This is a genomic window from Streptomyces sp. NPDC054887, from assembly GCF_053610585.1.
On the sequence record NZ_JBSGYQ010000035.1, the window covers coordinates 58,614 to 84,148 of the forward strand.

At 75.0% G+C, this 25,535-nt stretch carries 19 protein-coding genes; 5 read left to right on the top strand and 14 right to left on the bottom strand.

The genetic code is table 11. From position 1 onward, the window contains the following. Window positions 1-219 precede the first annotated feature (219 nt). On the top strand, window positions 220-1,569 hold the full coding sequence (locus tag ACWGH0_RS20700; RefSeq protein ID WP_453405640.1) for a S1 family peptidase: 1,350 nt from the start codon (window positions 220-222) through the stop codon (window positions 1,567-1,569). Window positions 1,570-1,818: 249 nt separating this feature from the next. Here the strand turns inward: ACWGH0_RS20700 and ACWGH0_RS20705 are convergent, their stop codons facing one another. From ACWGH0_RS20705 to ACWGH0_RS20720, 4 genes are all read right to left on the bottom strand, one after another. Continuing rightward, window positions 1,819-3,624: a nickel transporter gene (locus ACWGH0_RS20705; RefSeq protein ID WP_453405656.1), complete on the bottom strand. Its 1,806-nt coding sequence runs from the start codon at window positions 3,622-3,624 to the stop codon at window positions 1,819-1,821. Between the two features lie 29 nt (window positions 3,625-3,653). Further along, entirely contained in the window at window positions 3,654-4,970 is a 1,317-nt protein-coding gene (locus ACWGH0_RS20710) for a tetratricopeptide repeat protein (protein ID WP_453405641.1), read from the bottom strand. Window positions 4,971-5,127: 157 nt separating this feature from the next. Next, window positions 5,128-6,678 carry a DUF4331 domain-containing protein gene (locus ACWGH0_RS20715; RefSeq protein WP_453405642.1) on the bottom strand — a complete coding sequence of 517 codons (1,551 nt, stop codon included), beginning with the start codon at window positions 6,676-6,678 and terminating at the stop codon, window positions 5,128-5,130. Window positions 6,679-6,881: 203 nt separating this feature from the next. Next, window positions 6,882-7,517, bottom strand: coding sequence for a TetR/AcrR family transcriptional regulator (locus ACWGH0_RS20720; RefSeq protein WP_453405643.1), 636 nt, complete (start codon window positions 7,515-7,517; stop codon window positions 6,882-6,884). A 151-nt stretch (window positions 7,518-7,668) separates the two neighbouring features. On the opposite strand from ACWGH0_RS20720, the gene ACWGH0_RS20725 reads away from it, so the two are divergent. Continuing rightward, window positions 7,669-8,316, top strand: coding sequence for a DUF5701 family protein (locus tag ACWGH0_RS20725; protein WP_453405644.1), 648 nt, complete (start codon window positions 7,669-7,671; stop codon window positions 8,314-8,316). A 25-nt stretch (window positions 8,317-8,341) separates the two neighbouring features. Here the strand turns inward: ACWGH0_RS20725 and ACWGH0_RS20730 are convergent, their stop codons facing one another. From ACWGH0_RS20730 to ACWGH0_RS20745, 4 genes are all read right to left on the bottom strand, one after another. Further along, window positions 8,342-10,765, bottom strand: coding sequence for a polysaccharide lyase 8 family protein (locus ACWGH0_RS20730; protein WP_453405645.1), 2,424 nt, complete (start codon window positions 10,763-10,765; stop codon window positions 8,342-8,344). Window positions 10,766-10,954: 189 nt separating this feature from the next. Then, the gene (locus ACWGH0_RS20735) at window positions 10,955-11,158 is read right to left on the bottom strand and encodes a cold-shock protein (protein WP_028812747.1); all 204 of its coding nucleotides are present in this window, start codon (window positions 11,156-11,158) and stop codon (window positions 10,955-10,957) included. A 290-nt stretch (window positions 11,159-11,448) separates the two neighbouring features. Further along, window positions 11,449-11,760 (bottom strand): hypothetical protein, encoded by a 312-nt coding sequence (locus ACWGH0_RS20740; protein WP_453405646.1) that lies wholly within the window; start codon window positions 11,758-11,760, stop codon window positions 11,449-11,451. 109 nt (window positions 11,761-11,869) lie between these two features. After that, window positions 11,870-12,706, bottom strand: a complete 837-nt coding sequence (locus tag ACWGH0_RS20745; RefSeq protein ID WP_453405647.1) for an alpha/beta fold hydrolase — start codon at window positions 12,704-12,706, stop codon at window positions 11,870-11,872. 268 nt (window positions 12,707-12,974) lie between these two features. On the opposite strand from ACWGH0_RS20745, the gene ACWGH0_RS20750 reads away from it, so the two are divergent. The 3 genes from ACWGH0_RS20750 to ACWGH0_RS20760 all read left to right on the top strand — a co-directional run bounded on the left by ACWGH0_RS20750 (window position 12,975) and on the right by ACWGH0_RS20760 (window position 16,323). Then, complete coding sequence (locus tag ACWGH0_RS20750) at window positions 12,975-13,370, top strand: TOBE domain-containing protein (RefSeq protein ID WP_453405648.1); 396 nt, start codon at window positions 12,975-12,977, stop codon at window positions 13,368-13,370. 122 nt (window positions 13,371-13,492) lie between these two features. Next, the gene (modA, locus tag ACWGH0_RS20755; RefSeq protein ID WP_453405657.1) at window positions 13,493-14,299 is read left to right on the top strand and encodes a molybdate ABC transporter substrate-binding protein; all 807 of its coding nucleotides are present in this window, start codon (window positions 13,493-13,495) and stop codon (window positions 14,297-14,299) included. Window positions 14,300-14,388: 89 nt separating this feature from the next. After that, window positions 14,389-16,323 (top strand): ABC transporter permease, encoded by a 1,935-nt coding sequence (locus ACWGH0_RS20760; protein WP_453405649.1) that lies wholly within the window; start codon window positions 14,389-14,391, stop codon window positions 16,321-16,323. Window positions 16,324-16,467: 144 nt separating this feature from the next. Here ACWGH0_RS20760 and ACWGH0_RS20765 read toward each other — a convergent pair whose 3' ends face one another. The 6 genes from ACWGH0_RS20765 to ACWGH0_RS20790 form a co-directional block, all read right to left on the bottom strand. Further along, window positions 16,468-18,243 carry an ABC transporter ATP-binding protein gene (locus ACWGH0_RS20765; RefSeq protein WP_453405650.1) on the bottom strand — a complete coding sequence of 592 codons (1,776 nt, stop codon included), beginning with the start codon at window positions 18,241-18,243 and terminating at the stop codon, window positions 16,468-16,470. Beyond that, window positions 18,240-20,033 carry an ABC transporter ATP-binding protein/permease gene (locus tag ACWGH0_RS20770; protein WP_453405651.1) on the bottom strand — a complete coding sequence of 598 codons (1,794 nt, stop codon included), beginning with the start codon at window positions 20,031-20,033 and terminating at the stop codon, window positions 18,240-18,242. Before ACWGH0_RS20770 ends, ACWGH0_RS20765 begins: the two co-directional genes overlap by 4 nt. Further along, window positions 20,030-21,358, bottom strand: coding sequence for a nitroreductase (locus tag ACWGH0_RS20775; protein WP_453405652.1), 1,329 nt, complete (start codon window positions 21,356-21,358; stop codon window positions 20,030-20,032). Before ACWGH0_RS20775 ends, ACWGH0_RS20770 begins: the two co-directional genes overlap by 4 nt. Window positions 21,359-21,372: 14 nt before the next feature. Further along, the gene (locus ACWGH0_RS20780) at window positions 21,373-22,764 is read right to left on the bottom strand and encodes a YcaO-like family protein (RefSeq protein WP_453405658.1); all 1,392 of its coding nucleotides are present in this window, start codon (window positions 22,762-22,764) and stop codon (window positions 21,373-21,375) included. After that, window positions 22,755-24,245, bottom strand: a complete 1,491-nt coding sequence (locus ACWGH0_RS20785) for a CocE/NonD family hydrolase (RefSeq protein WP_453405659.1) — start codon at window positions 24,243-24,245, stop codon at window positions 22,755-22,757. Before ACWGH0_RS20785 ends, ACWGH0_RS20780 begins: the two co-directional genes overlap by 10 nt. 194 nt (window positions 24,246-24,439) lie before the next feature. Continuing rightward, on the bottom strand, window positions 24,440-25,378 hold the full coding sequence (locus ACWGH0_RS20790; RefSeq protein WP_453405653.1) for a hypothetical protein: 939 nt from the start codon (window positions 25,376-25,378) through the stop codon (window positions 24,440-24,442). Between the last annotated feature and the right edge of the window lie 157 nt (window positions 25,379-25,535).

Here is a 25,535-nt window from a genome sequence, read left to right on the forward strand (position 1 = left end):
CCTGGCTGCGGAGGCCCGTACGTGCGCCGCACGGACCGCCCCGGTATACGGGCGACAACGGGGCGGTGTTCAACGTGCGGGGCCGGTGCGGTGGACGGGGTGGGTGGGGCAGGGCGCGGGTGGGTGAACGTGCCCGCGGCACGGCCCGTATGGAGGGAGGACCGCTCCCTGCGGCCCCGGCGTCCCCGACGCCGTGTCGGAACTGGTGTGAGGGTACGGATGAGGCACGCGCGACGCAGACTTCAGAGGCTGGCGCAGCTGGCCGCCACCGGCGGGATACTCTGCGGCGGCCTGATGATCACCACCGCGGCGGCGGGCGAGGCGCCCGTCCCGGCCGGCCGGGACGAGGCCGGTGCGGAGGCCACCGCCCTGCCCGCCGAGCTGGGCGCGCGCCTGGTGGCGCGGCTCGGTGCCTCCCGTACGGCGGGCACCTGGATCGGTTCCGACGGGCTGCCGGTCGTCGCCGTGACCGATGCGCGGGCGGCGGCGGAGGTGGAACGAGCGGGGGCACGCGCCGACATGGTCCGCCACAGCACGCGCGAACTCCGCTCGGCCACCGACGCGCTGCGCGCCGCGCCCCGGGTGCCCGGGACCGCGTGGGTGGTGGACTACGCGTCCAACAAGGTGGTGGTGCACGGCGACCGCACCGTCTCGCGCGGCGACTGGTCGCGCATGTCCGGGCTCGCGAAGGAGATCGGCGGGTTCGTGGACATGCAGCGGACGAAGGGAGCCTTCACCACCAGGGTCAGCGGCGGCTCCCCCGTCTTCGCGGGCAACGGGCGCTGCTCGGCGGGGTTCAACGTCACCGACGGCAGGCAGAACTACATCCTGACGGCCGGCCACTGCGGTCCGGTCGGCACCACCTGGTTCCAGGACGCGCAGGGCACGGGACGGGTCGGCACCACGACCGCGAGCAGTTTTCCCGGCAGCGACTTCTCCGTCGTCGCGTACGAGAACGGCGACGCCTCCGGTGGCCGGAGCGTGGTGGGGCTCGGCGGCGGCCGGGAGGTGCCCGTCACCGGGGCCGCCGATCCGGTGGTGGGCCAGCAGGTCTTCCGCAGCGGCAGCACGACGGGCGTGCACACGGGCCGGGTGACCGCGCTGAACGCGACGGTCAACTTCCCCGAGGGCACGGTGACGGGCCTGATCGAGACGACGGTCTGCGCCGAACCGGGCGACAGCGGTGGGCCGCTGTTCGCCCGGGGGGTGGCGCTCGGTGTGACTTCGGGCGGCAACGGCGACTGCACGACGGGCGGCCTCACGTACTTCCAGCCGGCGACCACGGCGATGGCGGCCCTCGGCGTACGGCTCGTGGGCGCCACGACGGCCGCCGGAGAGGGTTCGGGAGCGGCGGCTCCCCCGCCGGGCGCCGCCGCGCCTTCCGTGCCTTCCGTGCCGCAGGTGCCAGGAGGTGTGCGACTGCCCGCCGTGTTCGGTGAGGTCCGCAGCCTGGCGCCGGGTGTGCTGGTCGTCGCCGTGAGCGTCGTCGGTCTGGTCGCGACACGCTGGATCCGGTCGGCCCACGACCGACGCAGCTACCGGCGGCAGTACGCGCAAGGGTGGGGTTGACGGGGCCGAAGCGGCTGGGCGCGAGAGGTTGGGGAGGGGGCGGCGCGCGGGTGACGCGCCGCCCCCTTCCCGCGGGACCCGCCTCGGGCCGGGTCCCGCGCCGGGAGACAGGGCTGCCGGCATGCTTTTCATGCCGACAGCCCTGCGAGCGTGCCGTGTCGCACCGTGGACCCGATAAGCCGTTGACCAGCTGTTCTGCCGCTGACCCGCTGTTCTGCCGCCTGCCGCCTGCCGTCCAGCCGGGACGGTTCAGGCGAGTGCCGTCGCGGCTCCCCGGAGCAGCAGTCCGCACCCGAGCAGGAACACGACGGCGGCCGTGCAGAGCGGGGCGGCGCGCTGAGCACCTGCGAGGAGCCGGCTGCGCGGCCGATGAGCCAGTCTGCGCGTCGTCGTCTCCGTGAGCCGCACCGCCGCGAACCCCGCGCCCGTCAGCGTGAGAGCCAGTCCCGCACCGTACGCCAGGACCAGCAGGAACCCGAACCACGCCCGACCGAGCGCGGCGGCCCCCACCAGGACGACGACGGCCGACGGGCTCGGCACCAGCCCGCCGGCGAACCCGAGCAGTACGACTCCGCGCAGGCCGGGGGCGGGGGGCACGTGGGTGTGGGTGTGCGGGTGGGGATGGAGTCGGGGGTGCTTGCGGGTGTCGCCGCGGCCGTGGGGACCGCCATCGTCCGATGCGCCGGGGTCAGCACTCCCCCGGCCGTCCTCGCGCGGGGGACGCGTCGCGGGCGACCGTACGGCGGAGGCGGGACCGGTGGTGCCGTGCGCGGTCGCGGTCGCGGTCGCGGCGGAGGCCACCGAGGCGAGCACTCGCTTCTCGGCGCGGACAGGCTTCTCATCCGTGGCGTCGTTGTCCGCCGACGCGTGGGGACCTCTGTGCGACGCATGACCGTGGGTGTGGTCGTGCGACGCATGACCGTGGGTGTGGTCGTGCGGGCCGTGGCTGTGGGTGTGCCCCGGGCCGTCGCCGTGGCTGTGCGCGTGGCCGTGGCTGTGGGTGTGTGGGCTGTGGCGTTGTCGCCATGCTCTGCGCACCAGCAGCGCGCCCGCCCCCGCGACCAGGGCGCCGCTCGCGATGCCCAGCCACGAGACGACGGTGGGCGCCGCCGCCGATCCGGCCGTGACGAGCGCGCCCAGCGCGAAGACCCCGAGCGTGTGGGTCATGGTCACCGAGACACCCAGGCCCACCATGTCGCGCAGCGAGCCGCGTCCGCGCGCCGCGGCGGCGGCCGCCATCATCGTCTTGCCGTGACCCGGTGCCAGGGCGTGCAGAGCGCCCAGCAGCAGTGACAGGCCGAGGGCGAGTGCCGCGAAGCCCGCCGTCAGTTCGTGCCGGGCCACCAGGCCCGTCAGCGCCTGCGCCCAGCGGTCGGCTCCGCGCGGCAGCACACCCGCCGCCGGGGACCCGCCGCTGTCGCCCGCTTCCGACGCCGCCGGCCCGCCGGTGCGCACGGTGAGGGTGGCCGACCGTACGTCGGGCGGGGTCGAGAGCGTGTCGCCGGGATAGGCGGTCAGCCGGCGGGAGACGGATGTGCGCGGCACGTCCGACGCCGTGAGCGTCGTACGGTCGCCCCGCGCGGTGAGCTCCCGCCAGCCCGTGGCCGCCGTGACGCCCGCGGGGCGGTACTCCAGCCGCGTGTTGCCGGCACGCGGCAGCGTCGCCGTCAACGCGCAGGTGACGCGCAGTGTGGGCAATCCCGCCTGGCCCGGCATGACGTGGGCTTTCGCGCTGTCCGCCGATACGGGCAGGCTGCTGCCGTCCGCGGTGCCGCCGGCCGCCCCAGCCGTGAGCCGTGCGTCCCGTGCCGCCGCGGCGCACCGCGTGCGGGCCCACGCCGACAGTTCGGCCGGACCGAGCCGGTCGTTCCCGTCCGTGTCGACGCGTACGCGTTCCCGGGCGGCCGGGATCTCCGCCAGGTCCTCGACGTGGTCCACCGCGAGGTGTCCCGGGGCGACGACGAGGCCGTCGTACTGGCTGACGGTGAAGTTCCCCAGCGGGTGGGCCTGAGCGGTTCCGGCGGGGAGCACGGCCAGGGCCGCTCCCGCCGTCATCGCGGTGAGGGCGGCGGCGGTACGGCGCTTCACGGCTTGCCCCCGATCCGGGCCAGCACGGACTTCGCCTCGCGGGCTCCCGTGGGCGAGAAGCCGGGGTTCAGGCCGAGTGCGGCGCCCAGGTGCCGCCGCGCGGCCCCGTCGTCCCCCAGGGCGTGCTCGATCATTCCCCGGTGGAAGAGGAAGGAGGCGTTGCGGTAACCCGGCTTGCCGGCCGTCGCCCGCCGCGCGTACTCCAGGGCCCGCTCGTCCTGGCCGTCGGCGTGCAGTGCCCAGGCGAGCGCGTCCGCCGTGTGGACGCTCTCGCGGCGCGACCACTCCGCGCGCGCCGCTCGGAGCGCGGCGGCGCGGTCGCCGTGGTCGGCCTCGACGAGGGCGGATTCCAGATCGGTGGCGACGCCGTGGGCGCGGGCCAGACGGGTCCACGTACGGACGAGTGCGTACTGCTCCTCGGCCCGCGCGGTGCGGCCGGACACCTCGTACAGTTCGCCGAGAGCGGCCAGTTGCCCCGGCAGCGGATATCGCCGTACGACCTCTTCGAGATCCTTCAGGGCCCGCTTCGTGTCCCCCTGGGCGGCGTACGCGCGTCCGCGCCCCTCCAGCGCCGGCACGTGCCGCGGGTCGGCGCGCAGCGCCGTGGCGTAGTGGGACCTGGCCCGCCCGTACTGGCCCTGCGACCAGGCGAGTTGGCCGAGCGAGGTCGCCACGTACGCCACGTCGGGCGGGGCGGACGCCGACTCCAGCGCCCGCAGCAGCACCCGGCGCGCGCCCCCGGCGTCGCCGCGCAGCTCCAGTACGTACGCGTACCGGGTGAAGACGGGGAGGCCGGGCCGGCGGCGGTCGGCGCGCCGGGCGGCTTGCCATGCCTCGTCGTAGCGGCCGAGTTCCACCAGGGCGTCGATCCTGGTGCACAACGCCCGTTCGCTGTACGGGTTGACGCGCAGCGCCTGGTCCGCCCGGCTCAGCGCGGTCGCGAAGTCGTGCCGGGCGGCGGCGAGCGCCGCCCGGCCGGCGAGGGCCGCGTCGTTGCCGGCGGCCGGGCGCAGTTTCAGCGACCGGCCGAACGCCTTCTCCGCGCGCGGGTACAGCGTGGGGTCGCCGCTGGTCCGGGCCTGTTCGACGTAGGCCGCGCCCAGGGTCGCCCACCCGGTGACGTCCCTGGGCTGCTCGCGCAGGTGCCGGTGCAGGGCGGCGATCCCGCGCCCGAGGTCGCCCGCCGCGAGCCGCGCGGCGGACACGTCCGCGGCGAGGGCCGGTGGTGGCGCGGCCCGGTCCGGGCCGCCGTCGGCCCCGATGGCCACCGAGGTGGCGGTGAGTCCGACGGTCACCGCAGCGAGTACCGCCACGCGCCACCGCCGGCCGCCGGCCCCTCGTTCCCGCCCTCGTTCGTGCCGTCGCGGCACCCACCGCGGCTTTCGTACGGGCATCGGTCTCGCCTTCCTCGGCTTCCTGGGGGTCGTGAAGGCGGGGCGGCCCCCGTGGGCGCCGCCCCGCGGTCGTGGGTCAGCCGAGCCAGGACCGGCGTGCGGGCCGGCGCCGGGAGCGCACGTAGGACATGCCGAAGCCGACGAGCAGAACGCCCACGGCGCCCGCCAGAGCCGAGCCGAGCATCACCGTGTTCTCGCCCCACGACGAGGTGAGGGCGGCGGCGCCGCCCGTCAGGCCGGTGGCGTCCGTCCTGGTCCCCACCTCGGCACCCTTCCGGGTGTCGGAGCCGGCCGTGGGCAGGGCGACGTACGGGAAGGTGTCGCCGAACTTCTTGTCGTTGGCGTCGACCGCGTCGCCCAGGTCGTTCTTCGCCCCGACGAGTTCGCCCTCGACGGTCTGGAGCGCGATGTCCAGCACGTCGTCGGTCAGCCGTCGCCCGTTCGGGAAGCCCGCGTTGTCGCCGTCCAGCACACCGAGCCGCTTGGGTTCGGCGACCGGCTCGACGGAGGTGTTGAGGCGCAGCATCTCCGACGGTGTGACGTTGGGCGGCTGGTTGAGGTCCTTCACGCCGGTGAGGAACACCGACACGAGGTCGTCGCGGGGTTCGGCCGGGGCCTTGACCTTGTGGATCGCCTCGACGAGCTTCGGCAGCTCCGGTTCGGTGACGTTCTTGAGGAAGTCGCCGTCGTTCTCGGGCGAGGAGGCGTTGAACTTGTCCTTGTCCTTGACCGGGTTGACGACCTCGTTGACCAGCGGCATGCCGAGCCGTGACACCCGCGTCCAGTGCCCGGAGGCGCTCCTGCGCTCGGTCGTCGCGTAGACGCCGACCACCGGCTGTTCCTCCGACTCGCGGATGTACGACGTGGGCACCTGGAGGGCGATGGTGTTGACGTTGTAGCCCTTGAGGGTGTCGTTGCCGACCTCCGACAGGTCGCCGCCGTACAGCAGGTCGAAGACCCGCAGGTCGAGGAAGAACGGGTCGTCGGCCTGGCCGGCGAACGCCTTGAGGCCGCCGGGGACCTTCCGCACCGCCTGGTCGCGCAGCTTCTGGTAGTCGGGCATGGACGCCTTGCCGACGTTCGACGGGGCGACGGGCAGGTTCTTCGCCAGCTTGTGGCGTGAGACGGCCTTGCCGTTCTCCTTGCGGATCAGCTCGATGTCGTAGGTCTGTGTGAAGTTGAGGTCCGGGTCGTCGAGGCTGTCCACGGCGCCGGTGTTGTAGAGGAAGGTGTTCTCGTTCTTGCGGTGGTCCTTGAACGTGAAGCGGTACACCAGCTCGTCCTGGGCGTCGCCGTCACTGTCGATGTGGAGTTCGTAGCGCGCGTCGGTGGCGAAGGTGTAGAAGTTGGGGCCGCCCGCCGGCTCCTGGAACGGCAGGACGTTCGCCACCAGGGTCGTCGAGTCGGGATGGTCGGGGCTGACGAACGCGTACACGTCCGTGTTGTCGAACTGTGGTTGCCCAGAGATCAGCGGCGCCTCCCGGTGGCTGGAGGCGTTCGCCGTCCGCGGCTCCAGGACCGCCACGCCGGCGGCCGCCAGACCTCCGCCGGCCAGTGCGCCGCAGGCGAGCAGAGCTACGCTCCCGCGCCTGCGCCACGTCCACACGCTTCTCCTGATTACGCCCATCTCGCCCGTCCTTCATCCGTCGTCTCGTCCGTCCCGGCTTGCTTGTACGTCCAGTACGTGCGGGGCGGCCGTCTTGTTCGGTTCCGACGGGCGAAAGATCGGCGGGTTCTTCGGACGGCGTTTCCGTACGGGGGCCGCCCGGGCGTTCCGGGGCCCTCGCCGCCCCCCGCCGACCAGGGGGTTCACGGGCGTCGCCGGGGCGCTCACCGCACGGCGTAGTCGGCGAGCGAGCCCTCCAGAAGGCCGAAGACGTGGTGGGCGGCGGCGGTCACCGTGGCGGCGATCCGTTCGTTGCTCCGGCCGTCGAGGGTCAGCTCCAGGATGCGCTGGAACAGGACCCGGTGAGCGCCGCCCAGTTGGACGGCGGCGGCCCGGGGAGTGAGGTCGTCGGCGTCGGCCGCGGTCTCGGTCGCGAGGAGTGCGGCGAGCGCGTCCTCCCGCTGGTCGTGCAGGTCGCGGAGACGGGCCAACAGCGTGGGACTGTCGGCGATCATGCGGGCGAAGGGCTCTCCCGAGAACCCGATCACCGGGTCGTGCCGCTCGACCCCGTCGAGGAACGCGCGGCGCAGCGCCGCGAGCGCCGATTCCCCGTCCGCCCGGGCGGCGACCGTACGGGCGAGTCCGGCGACGAACTGGTCCTGGTGGTCGAACGCCAGGTCCTCCTTGCGCGCGAAGTAGTTGGTGACCGTCTTCTTGGCGACCCGTGCGGCCGCGGCGATCTCGGCGATGGTGGTGGCCTCGAAGCCGTTCTCGATGAACAGCCTGGTCGCGTGGTCGGAGATGAGCTGCCTGGTCTCCTGCTTCTTGGACTCGCGCAGTCCCATGGTCTCGATAGTCATGGGCGAATGTTACACCTGACGTAAATTTACACTTGACTCACTCGCGACGTCCAGACTAAGTTTACGTCCGTCGCACGTTTTGATCCGGCCGCCCGAAAGGCATCTCTTGCAGCTCTCGCTCTCCCGTCCGCCGTACGCAGGAAGGCTTCACGTGACCGACTTCGACGCAGGCACCGAGTTCGACCGGCAGGTCGAGACGCTGGTCGGGCTGGGGTACCCGGCGCTCGCCGGACTGACCGAGCCGGCCTTCCGCGGCCTCCTCGAACCGCTGCGCGCTCCCGTCCTCGCCCGGCGGGCGGCGATGCACCCGCCCGCCGAGGGCCGCGTCCCGTTCCTGCTCGTGGTGACCAGGGCCCTCGTACCCCTTGAGGAGTCGGTGCCCCTGACCACGCTCGCCGGCAAGAGCCGGCCGGGAGTCGTCGAGCGCTTCTACGCCCCCGGCGAGCTGGAGCGCTTCGTCTCCCTGGAGGAACTGGCCCTTCCCGAGGGCGAGGTGTACGTCGTCTTCGACATCGACCGGGGCGAGGAGTTCTGCGACGTCGTGCCCCTGGACGCGCTGGCCGCGATCGCGGAGCGGGACCGCACTCCTCTCACCATCGAGGAGGGTCTCGCGTTCATCACCCAGTACCCCGGGGCCCTGGCCAAGAACAAGTGCTTCTCGCTCGGCGGCAGCCGCTTCGGGGACCGCCGGGTACCGGCGCTGTGGATCAGCAAGGGCGCCCCGAAGCTGGGCTGGTGCTGGGAGGGCAACCCGCACACCTGGCTCGGTCTCGCCTCGGCGGGCGGCCGCGGCCGCTGACGGCACGCCCCGGGGCGGGCGCCGCTCAGGCCGTCCGCACCACGGCCTTGTGGACGGCGCCCAGTTGCCCCGGGGTGATCCGCAGGCTCAGCGAGGAACCCGTCGACAGCACCTGGACGGAGGGGTCCTTGGAGGTCACGGACGAGACCGGCCGCTGCCACACGAGGTCGATCACGGCCCCGTCGCGCAGTGGCCCGGAGACACAGACCGTGGCCGTGCCCCCGCCCTCACGGATCATCACGCTCGCGGGCGCGGACGCGGAGACCGGTCCGACGCTCCCGGCCAGCCAGAAGTTGATTCCGGTGAAGCCGAGCGAGGGGACGGCCACCCCCTGCTGACCGGTGGTGTTGGCGAGCACCTCCAGCCAGGAGGTGTCGGCGGCCCGGGCGGAGGTCTGCTCGGCGGTGGCGCCGGGCATCAGGACGTACGCGTACGTGGCGGAGGTCGGGTCGGTGCCGTGGTCGAACCACAGCGTCAGGTACCGGCGGGTGACGGGGGCGGCCGAGCCGCCGGCGTTGATGTCCGACCACGCCCCGGTACGGGCCTGGCGCGACGCCTTGACGGTGGCACCGCCGGGGAAGACGTAGCCGCCGTGCCCGGCGAGGTGCGCCCAGCGCGTACCGGTGAGGGTGGCGCTCCAGCCGAGGGTGGCGGGCTGCGCCGAGCCGTCGGCGGTGAAGGCGTGCACACCGTTCGCCCCGAGGTTGCGGTTCTCGACGACCGTTTCGACGCCCGCGGCGTCGCGGCCGTGTATGCCGCCGCCGAGGCACACGACGGCGTCGTCGAGGAAGAACCACGACTTCTTCGCCATCAGGGTGGACGACAGGCCCTTCAGGTACTGGCCGACCGCCGCGTACGTCCCGTCGGTGGCGCCGCCGACCCACCGGACGTCCGGGCGGGCCACCCCCCACGTGCCGCCTTCGCCGTCGGCGAGCGGCTTGCGGGACGCGGTGGTGCCGGGCAGCCTGCCGGGGTCGACGGTCGGCCAGAAGCCGTCGCTGTACTGGCCGTTGGCGAAGTCCTTGCCCCACCAGTAGAGCATTCCGGAGCCGGTGTGCCAGCCGCGGACGTTCTCGCCGTTGCCGTTCTCGTAGTACGTGATCCGCCCCGAGGCCATCGAGAGTCCGGCCGCCCAGCCGGGTCTGCGGTGGACGGCCCGGTCCATGCAGGGGAAGAGCCGGTGGCCGACGGGCTCGGCGGCCGGCGCGGCGGCCGAGTCGTCGATGGCGTGCAGCCGCGCCAGCTGGGCCACGCCCAGGGCGGGGCTGGTGAGTATCGGGCTGAAGTAGTCGCGGGCGATCCAGCCCTTCACCATCGCGTCCCAGCGGGCCTTCTCGGCGGCCGACGCGCTCCGCGCCAGCAGCGCGACGCAGGCGATGATCGAGTGACCGCGCAGATGGTCGTCCTGCCGCAGCGCGCGGGTGTCCGCCTTCTGCACGCCCCGGCTGATCGCGCGCCCCGCGACGCCGTCCATCACCAGCCCGTTGAAGAGGAACGGCGCGTACGCCTTCTCGACCGAGTCGAGGACCACTTGGCGGCCGCCGTCGGTCACCTCCCACGCGGACCCCTTGAGCAGCGCGAAGAGCATCGCCAGCCCGCCGAGCATGACCTGGCCGTACGAACCGGCGTAGGGCACGTAGGTGTGCTGGACGAAACTGCCGTCGGCGTAGAGGCCGTCGCCCGAGGTGACGTACGGGAAGACGGGCGACAGGGCGTCGCGGGCCAGGGCGAGCTTGCCCGCGCTCTTGCCGACGACGCCGCGCAGGGCGAGCACGCGGCACAGGTCGACGCGGTTGGCGCCGGTGGAGGTGCCCGTGTAGTGCGCGACGAGGCTGTCGGGGACGAAGTGGTCGACCGCCGCGCAGTGTTCGGCGATGCGGGCGGCGCCGACCTCGGCGTACAGCAGGACGTCGATGTCGAGGAGGGCCTGGGGGATGCCGATCTGCCAGCTGTACCAGTTGCCGTAGCGGGTCCGGCCGGCGTGGTACGCCTGGTCGTGGAGGTGATCGAGGCCGGTGAGGATGTCCGCGCGCAGGGCGGTGTCGCCGGTGAGGCCGGTGCCCGGCTGGGCGTACGCCTCGGCGAGGGTGCGCAGCCGGTTGTAACTGGTGTTGAGGTTGCCGGAGTACGTGTACGACTCGGCGTCGGTGTCGGGTTCGGGGTCCGCGTACGGGAGGTCGGGCCACAGGGAGCCGGTGGCCAAAGTCATGGACGAGCGGAGGCCGGCCGCGGTGGTGCCGAGTGCGGCGAGTTTGCTCGCGTAGGGCTCCGCGGCGGACGGGAAGCCGCTGCCGAGGAGGAGGTCGCGCCAGGTGAGGCGCAGCGTGTCGTAGGCGTCGGCGGCGTGGGCGGGCGACGCGGACAGCACCGCGCCGGCCACGACCGTCGCGGCGGCGGCGCGGAAGAGGGTGCGGCGGGAGGGGAAGCGGGCAGGCGGCAGGGAGTCCATGACGGAGGAACCTCCGGTTTTGGGGCGCGTGTGACCCAGAACCACGCTTGGGGTAAGCGGTTTCTCTCACATGGTTGAACACTGCGTCAATGGACGGGGCACATCCGCCGAGGGCGGGGCCGGGGGCGCGGACGCCACGAAGCCCCCCGGAGCCGGTGCTCCGAGGGGCTCGCTGTGCCTGACGTCAGGTCAGGCGACCGTGATGTTCTCCGCCTGCGGGCCCTTCTGGCCCTGCGTCACGTCGAAGGTGACGGTCTGGCCTTCCTGGAGCTCACGGAAGCCGGAGGAGTTGATGTTGGAGTAGTGAGCGAAGACGTCCGGTCCGCCACCGTCCTGGGAGATGAAGCCGAAGCCCTTTTCGGAGTTGAACCACTTGACGGTTCCGCTGGCCATGCTGGTGCCTTTCAGTCGATATCGGATCCGCACCGCGCGGACCCGGAGGTGATCGCCCTGGTCCTTTGGCACTGCACAGCAAAGCGCCCACGCCATAGCGCGGGCAGGAACTGCGAACCACGACATCTGCGAGCGACGTTACACGGCGGAACCGCCTCTCACCAGAGAGCAACGTCCAATCAGTGTGAAGACGACCGCCGGACGGAGGCCGTACGGGGCGTCCCTCCGACCGTGAACCGGCCGGGAGGGCCCCGGTCGCGCGGGCGAACAGGTGCGGTGGGCCGTACGGACTAGGTGTCGATGCCGGTCACGGCGGTGGGGCCGAGCGGGGCGCGGTCCTCGGTGAGCCCCGCCTCCCGCAGTGCGGCGGTGGCGACCTCCTTGGCGTGCGCCTCCGCGCTGTGGCTGTCGTCCGCGTCGACCTCCAGCCGGATGCTGAACGTGCCGTTGTCGTTGACGGTGAGGATGTCCAGGTCCTCGGTCTGCCCCAGGGAGGTGTGCTGCGGATCGGCCGGTCGAAGGTGCCGCACCACGGCGCTGCGCGCGGCGTCGGGCACGTCACCGAGGAACGTTCCCGGGATGGAGATGACGTAGGTGGTCATGCGGACTCCCTTGTCTGGACGTGTACGTCACGCGTACCCCGTGCCGGCGCTTTTCCTCGGACGCGGCGGATGTACGCCGGCGCGCGGTCGCGTCCTGCGGCTCCGACCGTCATGGCGTGCGCCGCGCGCGTGCCGTACCCGCCGCGGTCAGGTGCTCCGCTACGCGCTGCCCCCAGGTGCGGATGTCGGCCCGGGTGCGGGACACGTGCAGGCCGGCGTGCGGCAGCGCCTCGGAGAGGGCCCGCGCCGTGGACAGCGGGTGGCCCGGGTCGCCCGCCCAGGCCAGGATCAGTGTCGGCTGCGGCAGGGCGGCGACCTCCGCGGGGGCGGGCAGGTCGGACCGCGCAAGGCCCCGCAGCACCGACGGCAGTACGCGTGCGGGGGGCGTGGGCGGGAACGCCGGAACGCCCGCCGTGACCGCCGGGCCCGGTTCGCGCCGCCGGGCCGCGACCCAGGCGTCGGCGCCCTCCCGTTCGACGGCGTCGGCGGATGCCAGGTTGGCCCGCGCGTACGCCCGCCGGGTCGCCCAGGCCGTGGGCGGGACGAGCAGGGCCAGCCGGGAGAACCGGTCCGGGGCCCGCAGGGCGGCGTGCAGCACGGTGGCGCATCCCATCGACGCGCCGCAGGCGTCCACGGGACGCGTGACGCCCAGGTGGTCGAGGAGGCCCAGCAGGTCGTCGGCGAGTGCGGCGTAGGTGTAGTCGGCCTCCACGGGGCCGCCGGTGGAGCGGCCGTGGGCACGGGCGTCATAGCGGACCAGGCGCCGGCCGGCGTCGAGGAGCGGCGCCCAGTCGAACAGGCCCATCCGGTCCTCGACGGCCTGGCTGACCAGGCCGCCGTGCGCGTACACGGCGAGGGGCCCCGTACCGGCGTCGTCGTAGACCAGCTCCGCCCCGGCGCGGCGGAAGCGGCCCTCCCTGACCTCGTGCGCGCACACAGCCGTCACGCCCCCGCCGCCACCGGGACGCCCGCCCCGGCGGGGACGGCGCGCCCGGCCGTCTCGACCTCCACGCGCGGCACCTCCGGCTCGCACGGCCCCTTGGCGGGGCTCTCCTCCAGCTCTCCTCCAGTACGCCACCTCGGCGCGCCTCGCGCGCGTCGTGGGCGGGGTCGGACCCGCACCTTCGGCGCTTCCTCCGAGCGGATCCGCATCTGCCATGGAGGTTCCCACCGAACCTTGCAGATGCCAGGAGAACAGCTCTATCGTGGCGCGCATGCAGTCCTACACCATCGGACAGGCGGCGCGTCTGCTCGGCGTAAGCCCCGACACCGCGCGCCGCTGGGCGGACGCCGGCCGCGTCGCGACCCATCGCGACGAGAGCGGACGCCGTCTCATCGACGGCCGTGATCTGGCGGCCTTCTCCGTCGAGGTCGGGCAGCAGGGCGCCGGCGAGGAAGAGCCCGGCTACACCTCCGCCCGCAACGCCTTCCCCGGCATCGTCACGGCCGTGAAGCTGGGTGACGTCGCCGCGCAGGTGGAGATCCAGGCCGGTCCGCACCGGCTCGTGTCGCTGCTCACCCGCGAGGCCGTCGAGGAGCTGGGTCTGGAGGTCGGCATGCGGGCCACCGCCCGCGTGAAGTCGACCAGCGTGCACATCGACCGCACCTGACCGGACCCGCCCGCCCAGGCCCCTGCTCACACAGCGGCGTCGCCCGTCTTCGGCGCGGCTCACCACCATCCGCCCGGACGGCGTCCGCCGGCCGTGTTCCGAGGAGTTTCGCCCGCATGCCGATGTCACTGGCTCGCCCACGGCGCGGCCGCCGCGCCGCCGCCGCGTCCGTCACCACCGCCCTCCTCCTGTCGCTCGCCGCGTGCGGCGACGGCGGCGAAAGCGGCAGGGTCAAGTCCGGAAAAGCCGCCGGCGACACGGCCGGGACGGACCTGACCGTACTCGCGGCCGCCTCGCTGACCGACGTCTTCAGGACGGCGGGAGCGGTGTACGAGAAGGCCCACCCGGGCACGGACATCACGTTCTCCTTCGCCGGTTCGCAGGAACTCGCCGCCCAGGTCAGGCAGGGCGCGCCCGCCGACGCGCTGGTCACGGCCGACACGAGGACCATGGACTCCCTCCGGGGGGAGACCGGGTCGCCGACCGTCGTCGCCAAGAACCGCCTCGTCATCGCCACCGGCGAGGGGAACCCGCGGAAGATCGACGGGCTGAAGGACCTCGCGGACACCCGGCTCAAGGTCGTGCTGGCCGCGCCCGAGGTACCGGTCGGCCGCTACAGCCAGAAGGTCCTGGACGCCCAGGACGTCACGGTGAAGCCCGTGTCGCAGGAGCCCAGCGTCCGCGCGGTGCTCAGCAAGGTCGAGTTGGGCGAGGCCGACGCCGGGCTCGTCTACCGGACGGACGCCGCCACCGCTGCCGGCAAGGTCGACGCGGTCGACATTCCGGACGCGCAGAACGCGATCGCCTCCTACCCGGCGGCGACACTGAAGACGTCCGAGAACGCCGGGGCGGCCGAAGCGTTCGTGCAGTGGCTGTCCTCGCCGGAGGCCCAGAAGATCTTCCGGGACGCGGACTTCCAGCAGCCGTAACCGCCCGGCCGCGCCTCCCCGCACGTGGGCTGCCCGGCCCGGGGGGACCGGGCAGCCCGCCTCCGCACCACGCCCCCAGGGACCTGACGATGAGACGACTCCGCAGCGGCGCGGCCGGCCCGCGCACCCCGGTCCTCCTGGGGATCCCCGCCCTGCTGGCCGTGGCGTTCCTGCTGCTCCCACTGGTCGGCGTCCTCGTACGGACTCCGTGGAGCGACCTGGGGACCCATCTGGGCAGGCCGGGAACGGTCGAGGCGCTCGAACTGTCGCTCGTCGTCTCGTTCTGGGCACTGGGTCTTTCCCTGCTGCTCGGCGTCCCGCTCGCCTGGCTGCTCGCCCGGGTGTCCTTCCCGGGCAAGGCGTTCGTACGTTCCCTCGTCCTGCTGCCCATGGTGCTGCCGCCCACCGTCGGCGGGGTGGCTCTCCTGCTCGCCTTCGGCAGGCGCGGGCTGTTGGGATCGTGGCTGGAGGACACGTTCGGCGTCACCCTGCCGTTCCACACCTCCGGCGCGGTGCTCGCCGCGACGTTCGTCGCCATGCCGTTCCTCGTCATCAGCCTCGAAGGCGCCATCGGCGGACTGCGGCCCCGTTACGAGGAGACCGCCGCCTCGCTCGGGGCGTCGCCGGTGCGCGTCTTCTTCACCGTCACACTGCCGATGGTCGCCCCGGGTCTCGTCGCCGGGGCCGCCCTCACCTGGGCGCGCGCGCTGGGCGAGTTCGGCGCGACGATCACCTTCGCCGGCAACCTGCCCGGCACGACCCAGACCCTGCCGCTCCAGGTGTACCTGCTGCTCCAGGACGAGCCCGCGGCCGCGACCTCCGTCTCCCTCCTGCTGCTCGCCATCGCCATGGTGGTGCTCGTCGCGCTGCGCGGGCGCTGGACGGGTGCTCCGGCCGACCGCTCCGCCGCCCCCGTGCCCGCAGCGGACGAGGCCGCTCCGGCCGACGCGTCCCCGCCGGCCGGTCCCGTGCCGCCCGGCCCCCGTGAGCGGTGGGCGCTGCACGCCGACGTCACCGGCTTCAACCGCCTGACGCTCGACGCCGCGCCCGGCACCACCATCGCCGTGGTCGGCCCCAACGGCGCCGGCAAGACCACCCTCCTGCGGGCGCTCCTCGGTCTGACGCCGCGCGCCCACGCCACGCTCCGTCTGGGTGACACCGACGTGACCGGGCTGCCCCCGCACCGGCGCGGTGTCGCCTGGGTGCCCCAGGACGGAGCGCTCTTCCCGCACCTCACCGCCCTCGCCAACACGGCGTACGGGCTGCGCGCCCGCGGGGTCGCGCGCGCCGAGGCCCGCCGCGGCGCCCAGGAGTGGCTCGACCGCCTCGGCGTCGGGCATCTCGCGCAGCGCAGACCCGCGCAGCTCTCCGGCGGCCAGGCCCAGCGGGTGGCCCTCGCCCGCGCACTGGCCGCCCGGCCCCGGCTGCTGCTCCTCGACGAGCCCCTGGCGGCTCTCGACCAGTCGACGCGCGCCCACGTCCGCCACACCCTGCGCAGCCATCTCGACGGCTTCGGCGGCGTCTGCCTGATCGTCACTCACGACCCGGTCGAGGCCGTGTCGCTGGCGGACCGCGTGCTGGTGCTCGACGACGGGCGCGCCCTCCAGGACGCCCCGCCCGCCGAGGTGACCCGCCACCCCCGCTCGCCCTGGGTGGCGCGGATGCTCGGCCGCAACGCGTGGCCGGGGACCGCCACCGAGAAGGGGCTGCGGCTGGCGGGCGGAGCGACGCTCGTGGTCGCGGACCCGCTGCCGGCCGGCACCGACGCGCTGGCGATCATCGCGCCGGAGGCCGTCTCCGTACACCGCGAGAGGCCGACCGGCAGCCCCCGCAACGTCTGGCCCGGCACGGTCCGCGAGATCACCGCGTCGGGGAGCCGGCTGCGCGTACTGATCACGTCGGAGCACGCGCCGGACCTCGTGGCCGAGATCACCCCGCAGGCGGCGGCCGAACTCGGCCTGGCCGACGGGACGTCCGTGTGGACCAGTGTCAAGGCGACGGAGACGACGGTCGTGGCTCTGTAGGGGCCGGGCGGTCGGCCCGTACGGCGGCCGGCCCTGACCGGCTGTCGGTCCCGTACGGCGATCAGTCCTGGCCGGCGGTCAGGCACGTACGGCGGCCGGCGCTGCCTGGCGGTCAGGCACGTACGGCCGCGGTCCCGACGCCGGTCATTCCCCGTCCGGTTGCCGGTCCACGGCGGAGGTCCGCTGTTCCGGCAGCACCACACGGGTGAAGGCCCCGCCACGGGCCGTGAGCCGGCCCCACGTTCCCTCCTCGACGACGCGCCCCGACTCCAGGACCGCGATGCGGTCGGCGCGCCGGATGGTGGCCGGCCGGTGAGCGATCCAGAGCGTGGTACGGGTGGCGGAGGCGGCCGTGAGCGCCGCGGCGAGTTCCGCGTCGCCGGCCGTGTCGAGGTGCGCCGTCGTCTCGTCGAGGACCAGGACGCGCGGATCGGCCAGCAGCGCGCGGGCCAGGGCGATGCGGGCGCGCTGGCCGCCGGACAGCGTCGTGCCGCGCTCGCCCACAGGGGTGTCGAGGCCCGTGACGAAGCGGTCGATGCCGCAGGCGCGCACGACCTCCGCGAGCCGGTCGTCGCTCACGTCCGGGGCACCGAGGCGCAGGTTGTCGGCAAGGGTGCCGTGGAAGAGGGGCGTCTCCTGGCCGACGACGGCCACGGCCCGGCGCAGTTCGGTTTCGGCCAGGTCCCGCAGATCCACGGGTGCCGAACCGTCGGCCGGCAGGAGTTCGACGGCCCCGCCGGACGGGTCCCAGAACCGCGCGAGGAGGTGGGCGCAGGTGGACTTGCCCGCCCCGGAGGCGCCGACCAGGGCCACGGTCTCGCCCGCGTGGACGGTGAGACCGACGCCGTCGAGCACGGGGGCGCCGCCGTAGTCGAACCGTACGTCGCGCAGCCGCACGCCGAGCGGGCCGGCGGGCAGCTTGCGGGGCGCGGCGGCTGCCGGAGCTCCGGCAGCCGCGGTGACCGCCGCGCCGACCCGGGCGGCCGCCGGGCGCAGTCCGCCCGCCTGGCCGAGTGCCGCGGCGGCGTCGGCGGCCGGCGCCAGGGTGCTGAGCGCCAGGGCCATGGCTGCGGGGGCCCACGGGCCGTCGAGCCGCCCGGCGGCGACCGACTGCGCCGCGATCGCGACGACCGCGACGACGGCGGCGACCACCAGCGCGTCACGCACCGCCGCGGCGGTCGCCTCCCAGGTCTGCTCGGCGCGCTGGACCTCGGCCAGGTCCGTGCCCGCCGAGGCGAGCCGCGCGCGCCGGCGCGGCAGGGCGCCGAAGGCGAGGAGTTCGCGCAGGCCGTCGACCGTCTGGACGGCCTCGGCGGACAGTTCGGCCGCCGCCGCCCGCGTCCGGGCCCCCCGTACGGTCCTTCCCCGCCCTTCGAGGAGCGGGGCGAGGACCAGCAGGGCCGCGACCGGAACCACCGCGAGGAGCATCCGGGGCTCGACGACGGCCAGCGTGAGCGTCCCGCCGCCGAACACCGCCGCCGACGCGACGAGCTGGGCCGTGGCGTGCGCGTAGAAGAACTCCAGCGCCTCGACGTCCCCCATGGCCGTCGCGGCGAGGTCGCCGCTGCGCCGGCCCCTGATCCGGGCCGGCGCGCTGCGCGCGAGACCGTCGAAGACCCGTACGCGCAGCTCGGCCAGGACGCGGTACGCCAGATCGTGCGAGAGGTCCATCTCGCGCCAGGTGGCGAGGGCCCGCACCAGGACGAGGGCGACGAGCGCCGCCACCGTGGCGGCGGAGGGCGCCGCGTGGTCGACGACGGCCGCGCCCACCGTGTGGGCGGCGAGTGTCACCAGGGCGACGAGCGCGGCCTGGTCGACGAGCGCGGTCGCGCACGTGCGCGCCACCATGGCCCGGTGCGGTCCCAGGGCGGGCAGCAGGGCCCGCAGGGCTCCGCGCTCTTCGGCGTGGACGGGCTTCATGCCGCTCGGCCTGCTTCCTTCGTCTGCTGGGCCGGCTGCGCCTGATCGGCCGGCCGGGTCGGCTGCGTCGCGTTCGTCCGTCCGGCCTCGACCAGCCGGGCGTACAGTCCGCCGTCCGCCATGAGGGCGGCGTGCCCGCCGACGGCCTGCACCCGGCCGCCGTCGAGCACGACGATCCGGTCCGCGTGGCGTACGGAGTCCAGGCGGTGGGCGACGACGACGCAGGTGCGTCCGCGGGCGGCCCGGGCGAGTGCGGCGCCGATGCGGGCCTCGCCGCGTTCGTCCACGGCGCTGGTCGCCTCGTCGAGGACGAGGACGCGCGCGTCGGCGAGCAGGGCCCTGGCGAGCGCCAGCCGCTGCCGCTGGCCGCCGGACAGCGTGGCGCCGCGCTCCCCCACCACGGTGCGGTATCCGTCGGGCATGCGGGTGATCTCGTCGTGGATCCCCGCCGCCCTGGCGGCCCGGCGCAGTTCTTCGCCGGTCGCGTCGGTGCGCGCCAGCCGGAGGTTGTCGGCGACGGACGCGTGGAAGAGGTACGTCTCCTGGGAGACGACGGCGATGCCGGCCCGCAGCGAGGCCAGGGTGTAGTGCTTCGTGTCCGTACCGTCCGCCAGGACCGCCCCCCGCTGCGGGTCCTGGTGGCGTGAAAGGAGGGCGAGGAGGGTCGACTTGCCCGCACCGGAGGGGCCCACCACGGCCGTCGTGGCACCGGCCTCGGCGGTGAAGGTGACACCGTCGAGCGCGGGGCGCCGCGCGCCCGGGTAGGTGTACGTCACGTCGTCGAAGGACAGGGTGGGCGGTTCCGTCCAGTCCGCCCGCCGCCGGCCCTCGTCGGGTACGCCGCCCGGTGCGGTGCGCAGGGCGGCGATGCCGTCCGCCGCCGAGACCCCGAGGTAGCCGGCGTGCCATTCCCTGGACAGGTCCCGCACGGGGCGGAAACACTCCGAGGACAGCATCAGCAGCACGTACGTACCGGTCGCCGTCGCGTTCTGCGCGACGGCGGAGGCGCACGCCACCAGGGCGGCGGCGGCGGTGCCGCCCTGGATCGCGAGGTCGGTGAGGCCGGTGTCGACGAGGGAGACGCGGAGCTTGGCCACCGTGGCGCGGTGGAGGGCCGCCGACCGGCGCTGGAGCCGCGCGCGGGTCCGGCCCACGGCGCCGGCCGCGCGCAGGGCGGGCATGCCCTGGAGGGCTTCGAGGTAGTCGGCCGCCAGGTTCTCGTAACTGTCCCAGTGCTCACGGCCGCGGTTGGCGAGGAGCCGGTCCCACCAGCGGGGGGCGAGGAGCGCGAGGAGGAGGGCGGGCACCAGGGCGAGGAGCGCGTACGGTTCGACGACGGCGACCACGGCGAGCAGCAGCGGCGGGACCGCGCAGGTGACCAGCAGCTGCGGCAGATAGCGGGACACGTAGGCGTCCACGCCTTCGACCCCGTCGACCAGCGTCGCGCGGACGGCCCCCGCGCGGGCGCCGTCGAGGTGGGCGGGCCCCAGTTCGCCGAGTCGCTCCAGGAGCGCGTCGCGCAGGCGCACCCGTACCCGTGCGCCCGCGTCGACGGCCGTACGCCGCTGCCACCGGCTCAGCCAGGCGCGGGCGGCCACGGCGGCGAGCACCGCGCCGAGCAGCAGGGGGAGTTGGCGTGTGTCGCCGCGGGCGACGGCGGAGAGCGCGACGGCCAGCAGGACGGCCTGGGCGAGGTGCGTGAGGGCCACCGCGCCGAGCAGGGCCGTCGCGCCGAGCAGCGCGCCGCGCGCAGCGCCGGCGGCGCGCGTCAGCTCCGGGTGAAGCATCACTGGTGATCATCTCTTCCCATGACGAGTCCGTGCACGATCCAGTCGCGGCCGTGCGCACCGCCGAGCGCGGCACCGAGGTCGGCCTGCTGCCAGGAGCCCACCGGGCGCGACGCCACGCCGAGTTCGGTGGCGGCGTACTGCGCGAGGCCCGTCGCGTAGCCCGCCGCCAGGTGGTCGCGGCGGATGCGGGCGGCGTCCGCGTCCCGCGGGCACCCGTGGGCGAGCAGCACGGCCCCGGCCGCGGCCATCCACGCCTGCCCCGCCGCCCAGCGGGCGAGCGCCGGCCGGGCGTCGCCGGACGCGAGCGTGCGCAGGGCCGGGCTCCGTCCGTGCTCCAGCGGCGCGCCGTCGCCGTCGCGGGCGAGTTCGAGCAGCGCGGGCCGCGGGCCGCCGACGGCCACGCACCACCGCGGACCGCCGTACGGGCAGGCTTCGGCCGCACGCGCCAGGACGTGTGCGAGTTCCTCGGGGGCGGGGACGCCGCGCAGGGGCGGCGGGGCGCTGCGCCGGGACGTGGGCGGCCGGCCGAGCCGGACTCCGGCCGGCGTCCACGCCTGCGCAGGCGCCCCGTTCGCCGCCAGTTCCTCCAGGGCGCGCCGGGTGCGGGCCAGTACGGGCGTGACGTCGTCGGCTCCTGCGCGGGCCCCCGGGGGCGGCCCGAGGCCGCACGCGGCCCAGCGCCGCAGGTCGTCGTCCAGGCGGCCGGCCGCCGGGCCGATGCCGAGTACGGCGAGGGGGTGCTGCGGTTCCGTTCCCGGCCAGGTCCGCCCGCTGTGCGCGGGGTCCGGCAGGCCGGCCGCCGCCGCCAGCAGGGCGCCGTCGGCGTCCAGGCACACCTCGTCCGCGCCGGCCCGGGCGAGCGCCGCGGCGGCGTGTCCGGCGTCCAGCAGCAGCAGCGGCAGCGCGCGGTGTCCGTAGTGCGACACGGTGCGGCGGGCGGTGACCGTGAGCACGACGAGCGTGCGGGCCGGCGCGTCGGCGGGGGCGGGACCGCGCGGGTGCGCCCGGTGGGTCAGCGGGTCGTACGCGTGGCGCCCGGCGGGCAGCGAACCCGCGCGGCCGGCCAGGATGTGGGCGTTCACGGGGTGGAGCGCGCCCGCCGAAGGGGCCGGTCGCAGCCGCCCGTCGGCGCCGGGGAGGGCGGCGAGCGCGTGCCGCAGCACGTGGTCGAGGTCCGGCGTGGCTCCGGCGGTGAGGGGCCGCGCCGGCGAGATCCACTCGGCGGCGCCGCCGGCGCGGGTGTCCGGGCCCGGGAGGGCGCTCGACCGCGCCTCGGCAAGCGCCGTACGGGCCGCGTCGTCGGTGGTGGCGAGAGGTGAGGACACGTTGTTTCCCTCCCTCACATGTGCGGCGGCGGTGTGAGTGTGAAGTCCTGGGGCGCACGCGGCGGCGACGACCGCCATCCCCGGGCCAGCGCCGCTTCGGCGAAGCGCGGGCTGCCGAAGTAGCCGAAGGCGGCCGGGGCGTTGGGTATGAGCCCGGAGACGAGTACGCGGGCCACCCGGAGCGGGGTCTCGGCGACGTCCTCGGTCGTCAGGTCGAAGGTGACGACCCGGTGACCGCCGGCGGCGAGCCGGCCGTCGAGGGCGCCGCGGCTGCCCGGCGCGACGTCACCGATCGGCACGACTCCGCCGGCCGGTTCAGTGAAGCGTTTCGCCAGCGGGGTGACGCGTTCGTCGAGCCAGACCTGCACGTGCGCGCCGAGGTCGCGGACGGCGGCGAAGTCGGTCCCGCAGTCGTCCAGGTAGCGCCGGTCCTCCCGGTGCTCCAGGTAGAGACCCGGTGCGAACATGCCCGCTTCGACCGCGCGGAAGACCCAGCCGTCGCGGTCGACGGCGCCCTGGGTGAACACCCAGGTGTGCACGGCTTCGAGCACCGCCTTGCGGGCGGCTTCCGCCGGGTCGTACCGGCAGGCGAAGCCGGCGGCGTGGAGGCGGCGCTGCGGGTCGTAGGCGAGCGCGGCCATGCAGGGCGCGAACTCGGACGGCATCTCGACGATCCATATGTCCAGGCCGCAGCCGTCGAGGTCGGCGCTCAGCCCCGGCACGCTGGACGGGTCGATGCCCCGGGTGGGGCCGTCGAGGTGCCACCACAGCTCCAGCGCGTCGCGTTCGACGACCTCCAGCAGCCCGCGCTCCACGGCGTCGTCGAAGCCCTGGCCGGTGGCGATGCCCGCGTAGTTCAGGTGGTGCGTACGGGGCAGTGAACGCAGGCCGCCCTGACGCCAGTTGAGGTGGGTGAGGGCGACCGGCGCCCAGCACTGAGCCGCGCCCTCGTTCCCCCGGGTCCACAGGGCGGGCGTGTCGTCGTCGAACGGCCGGTAGGGGAAGCCGGGGCGGTCGTACTGCCAGGGCGCGTACCGGGGAAGGTCGTCGACCCCGTACAGCCGCAGGCCCTCGTCCCGTAGCCGGCGTGCCGTCGCCCGCCGGGGCGCGTCCGGGTGGCCCGGTGGCGGCAGCCGGTTGCCGCAGTAGCGCTCCATCGCCTCGGCGACGGCGGCGACGCGTGCCCCGCCCGGGTCGCCGAACGTCGTGCCGAGCGCGACCCGGTCGGCCGGCCAGGCGCCGAAGCGCCGGGCGTCGGCGACCTCGGCGGTCATCGCCGTGTAGCGGGGCGGCGCCCCGGTGGGACGGGCGACCGGCTCCACGCCCCTGACCAGTCCGCAGACGGGGTCGACGAGTGCATCGATCGGCACGGCATCCGGGGCCACGCTGTTGCTGGTCAACGGCAGATCTCCTGTACGGGATCGACCCGCGCGACGCGGTGCCGGGCGGGGACGGCGGGCAGCGACAGTGCGCTGCCTTCGAGCAGTACGGTCCGGCGCGACGGGTGGAGCCGGGTGGCGGTGACCGGGTCTTCGCCGGAGTGCGGATTGCGGGCGTGGGCGGGGAAGTGGTGGCCGCCGACCTCGACGCGCAGCCGGGTCCCGGCGGGCAGCCGGCGGGACACGAAGCCGAGCGGCACCGGGAACGCGGCGGCCGCATTCGCCGGGTCCGTACGGCGTACGACGCCCGTTCCGAGGTGGTCGGCCGCTCCCGCCGGGTCGAGGGCGACGACGCGTACGACCCAGTCGGCGGTCGGCGTGTCCGCCACGGCCGTCAGCGAGGCCGAGGCCGGGCCGAGGAGGTCCACGGGGCGGGGCAGGGGCGCGGTGACCAGCAGGCACCGGTCGGCCGGGCCGTTCGCCGGCACGTCCAGGTGGTCGGACCGCAGCGGTTGTCCGGGGTCGGCTGTGAAGTCCGCTCCGCCGATCAGCCGCAGCCGGCTGCCGAAGGGGTGGACCGTGGGCTCGGGGGCGTCCGCCATGGAGGCCCACCACCCGCTGCCGCCCAGCGCGGCCACGCCCCTGCGGTCGCCGGACAGCTCTCCGGCGAGCGCCGCGCGGGCCCAACGGGCGTACAGACGGCCGAGATCGAGCCGGTGCTCCGGACGGGCCTCGGGTCCCGGTGACGCCGTCAGCGCGTGTCCCCACGGGCCCATCAGCAACCGGGCCGGACCGCCCCAGCTCCGCCACAGCGCCACGGTGTCGTCGCGGAACAGGTCGCGGGCGCCGCCGACCGCGAGCAGCGGTACGCCGGCCGCCGCCGCGCGCAGGACGATGTCGTCCTGCCTGGTCTGCCGCCACAGTTCCGGCCATGAGGGCAGGGGGCGTCCGAGCCGGTGCGGGAGGCCGGTGACGGGCAGCCGGTCGAGCAGCAGCGGGTCCCTGGCGAGCGCCGTCGCGAGGGCGGTCTCGTCGGACGACCGGCGGTCGCCGTGCGCGGCCCACCAGCCCGCCCTGGCCAGCAGCCGCTCCGGGCCGCCCGCCTCGCGCGCCGTCTCCGCGGCTCCCAGGGCGGGGACCGCGGCGATCACGGCGTCCGGGCGGCCGTCGGCCGCTCCGAGCGCGGCCGTCAGCGCGCAGTACGCGCCGTACGAACTGCCGTACGCGACGACCTTCCCGGCGCACCAGGGCTGGCGTCGCAGCCAGCGCACGGTGGCCGCGCCGTCCGTCTCCTCATTGCGGTACGGCTGCCACCGCCCGTCCGACGCGTGCCGTCCCCTGACGTCCTGCGCCATGGCGGCGAAACCCAGCGAGGCCCAGGCGCGCAACTCGGCGCGGTGACGGCGGCGATCGTACGGGGTACGGACGAGGACGGTGGGGTATGGCCCGTCGCCGTGCCCGTCGGAGGGGAGACACACGTCCGAGGCGAGGCGGGCGCCGTCGGGCATGACGACCTGCTGGTCCCGCGACCGCGGGACCGCGCGCTGCCCGGCGACGCGGGCGGCCGGGCGCGACACGGGCGGCTGCTCCTGAGCACCGGACGCCTCGACACCCGCGGGCGCCTGCTCCCGCGTCACGGCCGCACCGCGCCGCACCAGATGCCCCTCCGGCGTCACCGACGTGCCGACTCCGCTGTCGGCGCTCATACGTGCGCGCCCCGGGGGCCACGGGCGGGCGGCACGGCCTCGCCGGCCGGCCGGGGCTGCCTGCCGGGGAGCGGGGCCGTGGAAACGCCACCGCCGGCACCGTCGGTACGGCGGCTCAGCGGGGCCACCGCCGGTACGGGAAGAATCAGGTGTTCACCGACGGTCAGGTCCCGCAGGTCCACGCGGCGCAGACGGCGGCGTACCGGAAGTCGGTCCGGCCGGGGCCGCCTTCCGCCGGCCCAGTCGACGAGGTCGGCGGTGAGCAGTTCCGCGATCAGCGCGGCCGACGCCTCGCCGCTCACCCGTGCAGTCTCGGCCGACCGGCTGCCGGACCAGTACGCGGCGAGTTCGCGGTGTGCGGCCGTGGCGGCGAGCCGCCGCAGCCGCACGTGCGCCGAGGTGACGTCACCGGGCGCGGCGGCCAGGGGCTCGATGTACGCCTGGAAGCCTTCGCGATGGCAGCGCAGCCACGCCGTACCCCGCGAGGGCAACCGGTCCGCGGCGTCCCAGAGCCCTTCGGGGACCGGCGAGTCGAGACACCACACCACCGCCGTCGCGCCTGGCGGCGATCCGTCGCCGCGCTCCGCCATCGCGGCGACGTCGTCGGGACAGACGTACCCGGTCTCCGCCCCTTCCGCGACGATCCGCCGGGCCAGCCTGCCGGTGAGGGCCGCGTCGCCGAGGAGGAGGACGGTCCGTCCTTCAAGGGGCCGCACGCCGGCGCTTGCGGCGAAGCCGGCCTCCTCGAAGGCCGTCACCAGCTGCTCCAGCGCGGCGCTCCCCCTCGGACCGCCGGCGAACCTCGCCATCAGCTCCCCGGCCGTCACCCCCGCCGTGTCGACGCGCAGGAACTCGCCGTCCTGCGTCCGTACCGCGACGCCCGTTCCGGGCACGGCGACGATCTCAACGCCTGGTGCGAGTCGGCTGACGGTCACAAGAAGACTCCTGGGGTGAGGGGTTGGCCGGGCTGCCACGGAGAGAGAGGGGCGGGCCCGCCCCCCCCCCCCGGGGGGGGCCCCCCCCCGGGGGATTAATATAAAAAATCCACAGCAAACGGGGGCGCGGGGGGGGGAGTAAATGTTTTGGGAGGAG